Annotated in this window: 12 protein-coding genes and 1 tRNA gene; 6 read left to right on the forward strand and 7 right to left on the reverse strand. The window is 42.1% G+C overall.

The window, feature by feature from the left end:
- Positions 1–388: 388 nt before the first annotated feature.
- Together V7K21_RS17695 and V7K21_RS17700 are read left to right on the forward strand one after the other, a co-directional pair.
- Entirely contained in the window at positions 389–967 is a 579-nt protein-coding gene (locus V7K21_RS17695) for a hypothetical protein (protein ID WP_335176389.1), read from the forward strand.
- Positions 968–1,024: 57 nt separating this feature from the next.
- Complete coding sequence (locus V7K21_RS17700; RefSeq protein WP_335176391.1) at positions 1,025–1,669, forward strand: DUF3318 domain-containing protein; 645 nt, start codon at positions 1,025–1,027, stop codon at positions 1,667–1,669.
- Positions 1,670–1,950: 281 nt separating this feature from the next.
- Here the strand turns inward: V7K21_RS17700 and V7K21_RS17705 are convergent, their stop codons facing one another.
- A complete protein-coding gene (locus V7K21_RS17705) occupies positions 1,951–2,748 on the reverse strand; it encodes a 7-carboxy-7-deazaguanine synthase QueE (RefSeq protein WP_335176393.1) in 798 nt (265 codons plus the stop codon).
- Positions 2,749–2,946: 198 nt separating this feature from the next.
- Between V7K21_RS17705 and V7K21_RS17710 the strand changes: the two genes are divergently transcribed.
- Complete coding sequence (locus V7K21_RS17710; RefSeq protein WP_335176395.1) at positions 2,947–3,996, forward strand: anti-sigma factor antagonist; 1,050 nt, start codon at positions 2,947–2,949, stop codon at positions 3,994–3,996.
- Between the two features lie 286 nt (positions 3,997–4,282).
- Here V7K21_RS17710 and V7K21_RS17715 read toward each other — a convergent pair whose 3' ends face one another.
- The 5 genes from V7K21_RS17715 to rsfS all read right to left on the reverse strand — a co-directional run bounded on the left by V7K21_RS17715 (position 4,283) and on the right by rsfS (position 8,103).
- Positions 4,283–5,740, reverse strand: a complete 1,458-nt coding sequence (locus V7K21_RS17715; protein WP_335176396.1) for a YcjF family protein — start codon at positions 5,738–5,740, stop codon at positions 4,283–4,285.
- Between the two features lie 103 nt (positions 5,741–5,843).
- A tRNA-Met gene (locus tag V7K21_RS17720) sits at positions 5,844–5,920 on the reverse strand.
- A gap of 46 nt (positions 5,921–5,966) precedes the next feature.
- Positions 5,967–6,920 (reverse strand): asparaginase, encoded by a 954-nt coding sequence (locus V7K21_RS17725; protein ID WP_334961887.1) that lies wholly within the window; start codon positions 6,918–6,920, stop codon positions 5,967–5,969.
- A gap of 227 nt (positions 6,921–7,147) precedes the next feature.
- Complete coding sequence (locus V7K21_RS17730; protein WP_273768532.1) at positions 7,148–7,648, reverse strand: CGLD27 family protein; 501 nt, start codon at positions 7,646–7,648, stop codon at positions 7,148–7,150.
- Positions 7,645–8,103: a ribosome silencing factor gene (gene rsfS, locus V7K21_RS17735; protein WP_335176398.1), complete on the reverse strand. Its 459-nt coding sequence runs from the start codon at positions 8,101–8,103 to the stop codon at positions 7,645–7,647. The genes V7K21_RS17730 and rsfS overlap by 4 nt, the downstream gene beginning before the upstream one ends.
- Before the next feature lie 93 nt (positions 8,104–8,196).
- On the opposite strand from rsfS, the gene V7K21_RS17740 reads away from it, so the two are divergent.
- The gene (locus V7K21_RS17740) at positions 8,197–8,373 is read left to right on the forward strand and encodes a hypothetical protein (RefSeq protein ID WP_335176400.1); all 177 of its coding nucleotides are present in this window, start codon (positions 8,197–8,199) and stop codon (positions 8,371–8,373) included.
- A gap of 926 nt (positions 8,374–9,299) precedes the next feature.
- Here V7K21_RS17740 and V7K21_RS17745 read toward each other — a convergent pair.
- A complete protein-coding gene (locus V7K21_RS17745) occupies positions 9,300–10,580 on the reverse strand; it encodes a glycosyltransferase family 4 protein (RefSeq protein WP_335176402.1) in 1,281 nt (426 codons plus the stop codon).
- A gap of 288 nt (positions 10,581–10,868) precedes the next feature.
- Between V7K21_RS17745 and V7K21_RS17750 the strand changes: the two genes are divergently transcribed.
- Complete coding sequence (locus tag V7K21_RS17750; RefSeq protein ID WP_335176404.1) at positions 10,869–12,137, forward strand: DNA cytosine methyltransferase; 1,269 nt, start codon at positions 10,869–10,871, stop codon at positions 12,135–12,137.
- A gap of 81 nt (positions 12,138–12,218) precedes the next feature.
- Positions 12,219–12,899, forward strand: a complete 681-nt coding sequence (deoC, locus tag V7K21_RS17755) for a deoxyribose-phosphate aldolase (RefSeq protein WP_335176406.1) — start codon at positions 12,219–12,221, stop codon at positions 12,897–12,899.
- Positions 12,900–12,978 lie beyond the last annotated feature (79 nt).

Here is a 12,978-nt window from a genome sequence, read left to right on the forward strand (position 1 = left end):
TGCTTGCATAAACTATCTCAACTAAACTTCAGCTTTCAAGTTTGATTTCAAATCATGCCACTATGCTTGAGCTAGCAATACATTCATTAAACCTATAAAATAATATTAAAATTTAAGGGAGTTAGTGTTCTATCCTTCACTGGCTAATATTTTGATAAAAGTGATTATCGCCTCTTTAATAATGAGCAAGACTCCTTCATAAAATATTATTTACAGCGCAGAATGAGCATCTGTTTTTCCTATGTTCAATGCCCTGTTTGACCAATGCTCCATGCCCTAATTGCATACTTCTATGTAATCAGAAGTATCCACACTAACCTAAACAACTACCCCTAGCAGGTTAAACTAGGTCTGTTAACAACTGCTCCACGTTCCTGATGAGGCTTTTATGGGAGCTAACCTCAAACAGATTGCCAACTATTTAGACAACCTTGGTTGGGACTACCGTTTTGATAATGAAGAAGACAGAATTATAACAGGTGTGGAGGCTGATAACCTAGAAGATTTCCTAATAGTTGTCCAATTGGATGAAGAGGGAAAATTTTTCCGGGTATTTGCCCCCCAAGTTCTGGCAGGAATTCAAGACCATCCTCACAAGGGAGCTATCCTACAGACAATGCTTGCTATTTCCTGGGAAACCAAAATGTTGCAATGGGAGTTTGACCCATCCGATGGCGAAATCCGTGCCATTATTGAGTTTCCTCTAGAAGACTCGATTCTCACAGAAAGACAATTTCACCGTTGTTTGAGTGGGTTAATTCAGATTGTGGATGGTATAGCAATACCTCGCCTGAAAGAAGTGATGGCAACAGGTCTTGATCCGGGGAATGTAGAACTTGGGGAAAGACTGTTACTCAGTATTCAAGAAGAAGCCCCAGGATTGCTAGATTTGCTGGAAAAAGCAATGGAAGCACGAAAAAAGCGAGGAAGTTTTAAGGGCGAGTCAGACGGATCATCACTTAAATAGCTATACTCCAAAGTGATACCCTCACAATATAACTGAAATTTTTTGGGGCTGGATATTATGACATCCTATGCAACCTCCTCTGCCAAAGCGGAAATGAGTGAATTACGGCGGTTGAAAGGCTTACTACCGCCAGAATTACAGAGCTGGGTCACGGTTGAAGGCACAACTGAGGTCAATCCACCCCTGGTTCGTTGCGAAGAAATTGGTAAAGACCAGGTAGAAATTCAAATTGACTTGGTGAAATGGGATGCCCTCGCAATGGATCAGCGTAATCTGCTGTTCTGGCATGAAGTTGCTCGCATTCAAAATGACACAATTCCTAAAGATGGTTGGGAAATGGCAGCACTAGCCATTGGTTTAGGTGGTGCAGTGGGCGAATTGTGGGTACAAGATGGATTGCTTCTAGTGTTAGCTTTGTCGCTATGTGGTGTGTCAGGCTGGCGACTGTACCAAAAGAATAGTGGTGAAAAGCAACTAAAAGAATTGCTAAATGCTGATGAAAAAGCGATCGCCTTAGCGACTCGTTTTGGTTATAGCCTCCCTAATGCCTACAAAAGTCTAGGTAGCGCCTTAAAAACCCTGATTGATAATACTCCTAGTAAGCGCCAACGGTCGAAATATGAAGCAAGACTCTCTGCCCTCAAACGCAGTGCTAATAAGGCAAAAGGTAAATCCAAAACTCCAGATGAGGGCGCACTGTAGAAATCAGAAAGTAGGTTAGGTGGGTATTGCCCACCCCACAAAATACCTAAATCAACATGAGTTCGAGGAACCTCTCCCTGCCTTGAATCTTTAGTTCAAGTCTTTCTCTCTCCGACTCCCAGAGGGACGGTTTTACTGCGTAAAACCTCTTAAAGGTCTTTTGATTGAGATAACTAGATTGCTTATTGAGGGGGCTGCTGCCTCCTTGATTAGCAGCAGTTCAATCCCTATTTCATAAAATCTTACTTTTTTCTTGACTACATCTTTATCAAACTTAAATTTTACAGCTGGTTTAGCATTTTATGCGTCTGAGGGATCACACGCACTTGCTTGACAAACCCCTTCATTAAAGCTTGCCACGTCAAAACTTGATCAGCCGTAGGGGCAAGTACAGGTATTGGGGAGAATTGTTCAGATGCTGCCAAAGGCGTAACAGGTTGTAAAAATACTGAGATATCTGGACTAACCTCTGCCACCAGCAAAGCTGAACGCTCCAACTCAGCTGGATCTGTGTTTTGAGACACAATTATCTTGACAAAAACATTTAAATATGAATCATGACATAATTGGAGAAATTTAGCATGTTCTTGCCAATGACTTTCACCGCTGACACTGGGCAATTTGAAATCCATACCCACAGAGTCTAAGTAGGGGAGAATCATCGCCAGTTGTTCTGGGCGATGTCCGCCAGTTTCTAAGTATATAGGTAGACCAGTTATGGCTCGCACTTGGGGGAGAAACTGCATTAAAAATGGGGCATGAAGAAGTGGTTCGCCTCCAGTTAAGCTAATGCTATCGTGTAGACAAGGTAGATTTTGCTGTTCCACCCATTCGATTAATATGGGTAATGGGACAGGGTTAGAGTGGATTTCAAAGTCGCGCAATCCAGGCGATCGCTCTATCCGACAAGTAGCAGGTGCATTCCAAGTGTGGACACTATCACAAAAGTAACAGTGCAAATCACACAAAGCAAAACGAATAAATATTTGACGCGTCCCTACATTCAGTCCTTCCCCTTGAATGGCAGAAAAGACCTCAACTAGCCGTGCAGTAGGTGTAACCGTAGTTTTAGGAATCATTTGATCAGAGCAACGCGATCGCGCTGCGTTAGCACAACAGCAAGGATGTTTTTTGGCTTCTTGTTCTATTGTGAATCGTCGCTAGCGATCTCCAATCTCAGCCCCGGTAAATAGCAATTAGTCCTTATTACTACTGATTCCAATGTTAGATTAAGTAATTTTATAGGACAAAATAATGTTTGGTAGATTACATTATACATGGCAACGAAAGTGCAAAGCTTCATGACTAGCCAACCGACAGAGGTCGATTTTCCAGTTAATTTCCTAAATGACACGGCTATAATGCAGGTGCCCACGCGGTTGAGTGTGCTGGAGGCTTTAGGTTTTAAACAAACCTGCCAAAGCTTAATCCAACCCAATTCACATCCTAAGCAAATCGTTATTGACTTTCACCAAACTACTTTTATGGATAGTAGTGGTTTAGGTGCCCTGGTAAGTAATTTTAAATACGCCCAGTCTAAAGGGATTGCATTAACACTGCAGAATGTAACACCTCAGGTAATGGCAGTCCTAAAACTCACGGGATTGGATCAAGTTTTTCCTTTAGAGCTTGTGGATGAGGTATCGCTAATAGAACAAGAAGATTTAGTAGATATTCGGAAGACAACTTCCCGGAAAGTAGAGCAGTTACCCACTACTCACCCTTCTGTGGCATCTTGGATGAAACGGTTATTAGACATTGTAGGGTCAGTGATCGGTTTATTAATTACAGGAGTCTTATTTATTCCGATTGCGATCACTATTCAAATTAATGATCCTGGTCCCATTTTCTTTAGTCAAACCCGCTGTGGTTGGATGGGGAAGCGGTTTGAAATTTGGAAATTCCGCTCCATGTGTGTGGATGCGGAAGCGAAGAAATCTGAAGTCAAAAACCAAGTGCAAGGTGCCTTTTTCAAAAATGAGAATGACCCCAGAATTACCAAGGTAGGGCGCTTTTTACGGCGAACGAGCTTTGATGAACTACCCCAATTTTGGAACGTCCTTAAAGGAGAGATGAGTTTAGTAGGCACCCGACCACCTACACCTGATGAAGTGGAACGCTATGAAGTACCGGAGTGGCAACGTTTAGATGTAAAACCCGGTATGACTGGCGAATGGCAAGTAAATGGGCGTTCTACAGTTCGTAGTTTTGAAGATGTAATTCGTCTGGATTTGCAGTATCAAAAAAATTGGAGTTTGGTGTACGATTTAAAGCTAATTTTCAAAACTATAGCTATTCTGTTTAAGAGAAACAGTGGTGCTGTTTAGCTAACTACCTTTATTCACAATTTTTTGGTAACTCCAATCACGAGAATTCTTAAATACACCCCTTGGGGTGTATTTAAGGTTTGCAGTACCATGTAAGTGTCATCCTCTGCTTAACAAGCAAAAAGTGAATCCTTGCATAAATGGCAATATACTGGCATGAATTGTGAGAAAATGTCTTTGACATAAACAATATTAAAAGCGCTGGTTTCAAAACCTAAATAATTATTTTTCAGCCTAATGCAAAGGCGCAAAGATGCTAAGAAAAACTCTGCGCCTCTGCGTGAACTTAACCCACTGCCTTCTGAATACCAACTACTTCAATCGGCTGCACCTCTGGCAACAAACGCTTCATACCTTGCTTAACAAACCCCTGCAAAAAACCAATTTGCTGATTTTGCCCAAATACCTTTTGCAAAGTTTGCCGCAAATTCTCCAAATTTAAACCAGTCCCGGAATCTATCGCTATTTCCTGCTGTTGGAAATACTCAACTAGACTTAATCCTGCTACTCTAGTCAGATAAGCTGCACTTACTCCTTGCACCACACCACCAGCAACAAAGGTAACGGCATTACTTTTAAGAACAGTACTAATCGCCTTTGTAGAAAGTTCAACTAAACCCAGTTTCAGCATCAAACTTCCCATTGTTCCAGCTACGGTTTGTGCCTGTTCCAGAGAAAACTTCTGCTGATAGATATTACCCAAATCCATTACCATCTGAGCATTAATTGCCGCAGTCGCTAGGATGTCAAGGGCTGGTACTGGGTTAGCAAAGGCAGCAGCAGCAGCTATCCACTGATATTGTTCAATAATTGGGGTGGCGCGATCGCGTCTGGTTGCATTCAGCCAGTTTTTCGCCTCAGCTTTCAATAACCCGGCTTTTCTGATGGTAGTTACCCAAACCAGCCGTTGTCCTTGCTGTGCCAAAACTTCGTCCAACTGCTGCGTCAGCTGCTGGATAGCTGGTGCTGGTTGTTCCATCCACTCTTGTACAGAACCATCAGCCTCATGCTTTCGGACTTTGATGGCAATGGGAGAGGCCGCAGTTGCAACTACATTTCCCTGCATCCGCTGTTTCAATGACAGTAAGATGCTAGCGCTTTCATCGGTTAAATACTGGTCTTGTTTGTTGAAAACCAGGATTGTAGGCTGATTTACTACTTTTAGCTGTTGTAGAGTTTGAAATTCTGAGTCTGTCAAATCACCGTTTGTCAGGAACAGAACAAAATCAGATTTTGCCACTTCTGCCAAAATAGCTGCATCTGAATTGTCACTTACTTCTTTAAATAAAGGTGCTGTCTCTTCTAAAGACACTAAATTCCGTGTCTCTACATTTGGCTTTAGCATTTGAATTAAAGTGCTTTTACCCACGGATTTCCCGCCAGTCACAGCCACTTTAATTTCTTGCCTGTCTAATTCCAACAATAATTGGGCAACTTGTTCTCTGAGTGTCTCTAATGCCAGATGGTTTTCTGCTTCTTGTGCCAGTTGGTTTATTACGGCTTCAGTTTTAGTGATCGCACTTTCCCCAGCCGCCCGATCCACGAGCATACCATCTCGCTGCTCTAAACTGTCTTTCGGGCGATTTTGCTGGAATAACCACAAACTACCGCTTATAGCTAAAGCACTCAATAAACCAAACTCACCCACCTGCACTATAGAATGATGCCAACTTTGTAACATCCACAGGGAGAAGGACAGTCCCAATCCTCCCACTAAAATTGGTCGCTGCAACTTCACAACCATGATTCTCCGCGCTTTTTGGATGGCTATTTCTTCCAGAATAGATCAAAATAAAACAAAACCCTACAATCTTTATTGATTGTAGGGTTTTGTTTTATCTTTTATTTGGTGGCGGGAAGTGGATTTGAACCACTGACCTTCGGGTTATGAGCCCGACGAGCTACCAGGCTGCTCTATCCCGCGTCGCTCTTAACTTTTATAGCATAACCTATAGTCAAGAGTTTGGCAACTACAAAAATGATAATTCTCCAATTACTTCTAAACGCTTGTATTTTCCCAAAGTCACAAACTTTTCAGAGAGGCTTTCGGCGGCGCTGGGACTAATCCAACCCATTTGTTGGAGTAAGTGAATAGCAACTGCATGTTTTGCCCGTTTTGCCCCATCCATGACTTTGATTGCCAATCCCATCCCTTCACCGAGTCTACCAATGCACTGGACTCCTTCGGCACCAGCTTTACTGACCAGTTCCCCTGGAGTTAAGCGCATTAGTTCCGTATCAAATTCTCCATCTCCTGCTACCATAGCGGGGTGATGAGTCATAGCACGGACGATGCGCTCCATATCCAAATTGGTACTAGAGGCTAGCAACGCATACAAAGACGCCATATGACCGAGTTGCATCAGATAAGTCGGTGCGCCACAGTCATCATGAGCGCTGATAAATTCTTCAGCTGGCATTCGCAGTAACTCTGCTACTTTGCCCAAAATCAACTGCTGTATTGGGTGCTTGCGATCCAAGTAGTTATTCAAGGGCCAATGGCGCTGCTGACAAACGGCTAACATTCCCGCATGTTTACCAGAGCAATTGTACTCCAGAGGACTGCGTTTACCTTCAGGAATTGGACACTGAAGTATAGTCGGATCAAGATCAGCCCGCCAAAGGATGTTAAATACCTGTCGGACTTGATCTATTCTTCCTTTGTGGGAACTTGTGATAATTGCTAAGTCGCGATCGCTGAGGTTATAGCGCTCCAGTGTACCCGTGGTGGTGACTGCGAGTGCCTGAAATGGTTTAAGCGCTGAACGAATAAATGTTGCAGTTTCAGAATTTCCAGCTACGGTTAGAACCCGTCCCCGTTCGTCGCATACAACAGCCTGGACTATATGCTTGGATTCAATAATACCTTCCCGCAGCAACCGGACTTCCAGTGCTGTGGCTTGAGTTCGTTTTCCCATTGTCATGGGTTTATATTTATCACCTTTTTTTTAGTTAGGAGTTAGGAGTTAAGAATTATGAATTATTAACCAAACTCACTGGTGAGTTTTGAGTCCTGAGTAAAGTAAAAAGTACTTCATTTTGATGCTCTCAGTATATGCACCGCTCGGTATAGGCGGTATTTTAACTCAGTACACAGTACTCGGTACTCAGGACTCTTCATTAATCACTCCTAACTCCTGACTCCTAACTTTTAAAACAAATGCCAAACTATCGTACCAATAACGAACATTCCCGCCAAGCCAGCAACGGTAAATTGTAACCGCCGCAGAATAGGTTTGATTTCGTATGCCACAATTAAACGATCGCGGTTAAGGACTTCCTGTGGCTTCGTCCAAGTTTGGCCGTCATACCAGCCGGACTCTTCATAAAATACTGTGGGACTGCAAAGGCGATCGCACACGTAAAACCAGCCTAAGTACAACCTTACCAGTGCCAGCACTACTCCGACACTCGCTCCTGCTGCACCACAAACGATAAAATGTGCAATATACTTATGGGGAGGAAAACTTGCCGCAGCGACAGGTCCTGCTACCAGCCAAGATAAACTCCAAATCCAAACAATTTTCGTGATATACTTGCGCCAATTTAAAGTGCTATCACGAAACAGCCAGGAAGTTTTTAGCTCTTCGTACTCATTGAGCGGTTGTTGGTCTGTGGGAACTGGGCAATTTGAAACCGAAGACCTAATCATGTTGGCTTACCCTCACCCTCATCAGATTCTGGAAGGGAAATACGCTCTGCATGAATCCAGAACGCTTCTAAATTATAAAACTCCCGTTCCTTGGGCATCATAATGTGAACGATCACATCACCATAGTCTTGTAGTACCCAACTCCCCTCGACTTTTCCTTCTGTCCTTATAGGACGCCGTTGCAACTCAGTTTCGACTTTTCCTTCAATTGCTTGAGCGATCGCCCTTACTTGCACCTTAGAATAGCCAGTCATCATTACAAAGTAATCAGCTAGGTAAGATACCTCTGCTACTTTGAGCAATAAAATCTCACCCGCTTTGCGGTCTGATGCAGCTTCTGCTATTGTTGCAGCTAATTTTGCGCTCGTCTCTTCAGTTTGGGCGTGGCTCTTTACCACACTTTTCGTCAGTGGGACAGATTGTAATGGGAAATTTCCTTGGAAATAATCAGTCATTAAACCTCATGTGCTTTCTTTCTTTTGAAACAATTGTTTACATTTACTTACAAACAACAAACAATTGATCTGAAAATGTGTCAATAGGTTTTTTTGAATACTAACAAAAAAATAGGTGTCTATGGAAGCTGGTTTGATAATTGGCTGTTTATATTTCGACATCAGCAATCAGCAGTTGCGGATGGTTATTATGCAGCTTTTCAAGTGCGATTCGTTCAGTATAAACCGAGCAATCGGGGGATGACTGGCTTTTACAGGGTAATTCATTAGGATTGAGTTCGCACTTTAATCCCTTGTAGATGACAACTTCATAACCTTACAAGTGAGCGTAAGTACCCTAGAAAACGACAAGCCCTGTCTTCTATACGTAGGAGTTAAAACATATCTTCCACTGTAGAGACTAGCCCTCAATTGGTGGAGCGGGGATAAAAGCAAAAAGAGCTACTAGCCTAAAAGTGGTGTCCCGTAAGTAAGTCCTTATGGATAACTCTCATCTAAGTCACTACTTGAATCACCGTTACTACAAACCAGCGAAATTAGGCTTTATGCGCTGGAAGTCCCAAAAGGGTATAAGAAAAAAAAGGGTGGTATGAAGATTTTTATCGACATACTTACGTTGTCCAAAAACTCGGTGAAAAGGTGGCATTCAAACGGAACAAAACTCGAGTTACAAGAAACGAAGTAACTCACCTAATTACTCTCAAAGAGGTGGGATACTTTCAGTAGTCAGCTAAGAAGAAAACTCTAGATTCAAACCAGGTAGCAAGTGCTGACTTTTCCCGTTATCTCCTTAATTGAGCGATCGCTTACTCTACCCCTAGCCCAAAGCCCTATTATATCGTGATTTATTGTCATTAATTTTAACTTATTGACAATATTTATTTTTTGAAACCCTTACTATTTCGTTGTTTCACGACTTAACGGAAAAAGTCAGATAGCAGGTGAGAGAGATTGAGCAAAGCTGGAGACACTCCGCCTCAGGTCAGAAGCTAATGCCTTGCTGTCTTCTGGATAATTTTTTCCACCATGCTGTACTAATAATTTGCAGGTAACGTCACATATATACTTTCGGCTGTCTACTAAAAACTACAATACAACTGCTCTTGACTTAAACCTCCCGAATTAACCACCCTCAAAATCTGTTGCTATCTTAGATAGTGAGGGTACAATTGCGACTTTCTAAGTTGGTTACATCCTCATGGGCTTTCTGCTCTCGATACTGTAACTGTTGTAGACTGAATTGCTCTACGATCTACCGTCAATGAGTAACACAACGACTCATACTGATTTAAAGCTTGCTCAAAAGCATAGTGTTCAACCGCAAATTGACGACTTTTATAACCTAGAGTTTTAACTTTTTCGGGGTTTTTGTACAAATCTAAAATTGCCATTGCTAAAGCTCGAGGATCTTCTGGAGGAACGATAACTCCGCCGCCACTTTGCCTGATAGCTTTTGCTGCTGTACCATTGTCAGGGACAGAGGCAACTAAGGCCCTTCCACTGGCAAGTAGCACTTGAATTTTTGACGGCATATTGAAGGATACAACATTTTTCTTTTGCACTACCAAGCCAACATCAGCAGCTGCTAACATTTGTGGCAAATGTTGGCGGGGTTGAAATGGCAGTAGCAAAACATTATCTGCGCCGCAGTTTAGACATTCCTGTTGCAATCGCTGTAAACCTTTTGCCTCTCCAACGATGACAAAAACAATATCTGGGATATGGCGCAACTCAGAAGCAGCTTTGACGACGCCTTCTAAGCCTTGGGTTAGGGCAATGTTACCAGAATAAAGTACTACAAATTTGCCATTCAGATTATGTGCTACGCGGAAAGGGTTATTTTCTTTAGGCAAAGGGCAGATAAAATTTACATCAACCCAGTTGGGAATTTGCACAATTTTGTCAGCTTTTACGCCCTTGGATCGCAAATTGTCCACAAACCCATCGGCGATGACGCTAATTTTACTAGCAGTGTGGTAAGCAAATTTTTCCAACACTGTAAATAACTGTATAAGCAATTTATTTTTCAGTAGACCAACGTGAACTGCTGCTTCTGGTAATATATCTTGTAGGTTTAAGATTACAGGGCAAGCGCGTAACCATCCTAAAAGAGCGACTGGTACACAGCTTGGCAAGGATGGCGATGTTGAGAGAATAACATCTGGGCGCCAACCGATCAGGGCAGGCACAAAACTAGTGACAACGAAACTAGCATCTAGTAATACCCGATCTAATAGGTTGGGTTGGGGACGAATCCAAACGTAACTACGTTGAATTTGAACGCCATTTTTGTATTCGTTGACATACCACTTGCCCCGATATTCCTGGTAAATTTGACGCTCAGGGTAGTTGGGCATAGCGGTGACTACGCGCACTTGATGCCCACGCTTCACTAGTCCCTCTGCTAATTCGGTCATCAGTGGGGCAATACCAATTGGCTCTGGATAGTAGTTGTAGGAGTAAATTAAAATCCGCATAAAAAATTAGTCCGAAGTAACCCGGTTTTTTATTTAATGACAAATATTTGTCTTAAACATGATTTGGAGCTTGGAAACTCCTATATTTAATTGTGACTTCAGACTCTTTTTATGTCAGGGATTTTTCTTAAAGATTGAGTAAACTTGGATATGAAATACTTAGGGAATCTGTAAATCTTTTTTACTATCCTGAGCACTATTTGAAGTGTTAGTTTCTAATTGGTACGTAAGTATAAACCCTATGTTTTTCGATATGAATTAAAACCGTTTCACAATATTAGTTATTCAATGAGCGATCGCCCTTGTATTTTCTCCTTTTTTGCTGGTTCAGGATTCCTAGATTTAGGTTTTGAAACCAGTGGTTTTAATATTGTTTACGTCAATGAAATTTTTTCCTCATTCATGGCAGCATACCGCTATTCACGGCAGGTTCTCAATCTCCCATTGCCAGAATACGGGTATCATGACGGAGAAGCAGGAGATGTCACGCAACTTCTCGAAAGTTTACAAACACAACACTTCCGGGAGTTAGTACAAGACTGCCGCAAATCTAATAATATTGTGGGCTTCATTGGCGGGCCTCCCTGTCCTGATTTTTCTATTGGCGGGAAAAATAGAGGACGTTTAGGAGATAATGGCAAGCTTTCCGCTTCTTACGTTGAATTAATTTGCCGCAATCTTCCAGATTTTTTTTTATTTGAGAACGTTAAGGGGTTGTGGAAAACGACAAAGCACCGTTTATTTTTTGAATCGCTCAAGCAACAATTACTGGAAGCAGGCTATATATTAACAGAACGGTTAATTAATGCTATAGAATATGGTGTACCCCAGGATAGAGAAAGAATTATTCTAATTGGTTTCCGAAATAATTTTATCAAGGATATAGGAATAAAAGTCGGTAGGAAAAAGTTACTACCTGAGGGATATTTTCCTTGGGTAAATCACATTTTATATCCTCAAAAAAAGGTTTTTGCTTATCCTTGGCGTAAGTGCGAACCATTCCAAGAAAATTCCATAATGCCTTGTCCTGATGGCATCCCTCAAGAACTCACCGTAGAATACTGGTTTAGAAAAAATAACGTGTTGAAGCATCCCAATGCGGAAAACTGTTTTCAACCAAGGGCAGGGATCACAAGATTTGCTGCTATTGATGAAGGAGATGATTCTAAAAAGTCTTTCAAGCGTCTGCACAGATGGCGTTACTCTCCGACAGCTTGCTATGGAAATAATGAAGTACATTTGCACCCCTACAAAATCCGGCGAATATCTGTGGCGGAAGCTTTAGCCATACAATCTTTGCCTGCAAATTTTGTACTTCCAGAGAATATGTCGCTCACGAATATGTTTAAAACTATTGGTAATGGCGTCCCCTATTTGGCATCGAAGGCTTTAGCTAAAACTATTATTGACTTCTTAGGAACTTGCGTGAAAAATGCTGTTGATATTCCTAACCTTACTATGCCTAATGTCAACTTAAAGACTTACAGTAATTACGGAAAATATCCAAAGCCCACATCCCAAATAAGTCAACAGTTTGTTTTCAGAATAAACTCGTAATAAATGTGGTTTAATATATATATATAAGAAATGTTTTAATTTTTTATAAAGTTTAATAATCAACTACTGGCAGAAGACACGATGGCAGCAGACTATGCAGATATTGATATTGCGCCATTTATCGATCACGCCCTGTTAACGCCAACGGCTACTCCAGAGCAGGTTAAGCAGTGGTGTGAAGAAGCATACAGATTCAATTTTGCGGCGGTTTGCTTGTATCCCGCCTATGTCAAACAAGCAGTCGAACTCCTCCACGGCAAGAACCCAAAAGTCTGTACGGTGATTGGTTTTCCCTCTGGTGCAACGACTTCAGCAGTCAAGCTGTATGAGGCTCAAGAAGCAGCAGAAAATGGGGCCACTGAGTTGGATGTGGCAATGAACTTGGGCTGGTTGAAAGCTGGTAAAACTGAAGAAGTCCACCGGGAAATTGCCGAAATTTGTGAAGAGACTGGGCAAACTGTCAAGGTAATTTTGGAAACCAACCTGTTGACAGATGCGGAGAAAAAAATAGCTGCTGAAATAGCTATGGAGGCGGGGGCGGCTTTCTTAAAAACTAGTACAGGTTGGAATGGTGGTGCAACAGTGGCAGATGTGCGACTTTTGCAGGAATTGGCAAAAGAAAGTGTGGGAATTAAGGCTTCGGGTGGTATCCATACTATCAATCAAGCTCTAGACTTAATCGTAGCTGGTGCTACTAGATTAGGCACATCTCGCGGTATCGATTTGATCCGCCAGCGCGATAACCTGGGAAAGGGTGAATAGTCATTTGTTTCTCGTCCTACCCTGCGGGAAACTGCGGGCACGTCTATGTCATTTCTACTTTGTCCTAACCTAATGACCA

It is taken from the genome of Nostoc sp., assembly GCF_036919595.1.
Classification (GTDB): Bacteria; Cyanobacteriota; Cyanobacteriia; order Cyanobacteriales; family Nostocaceae; genus Nostoc.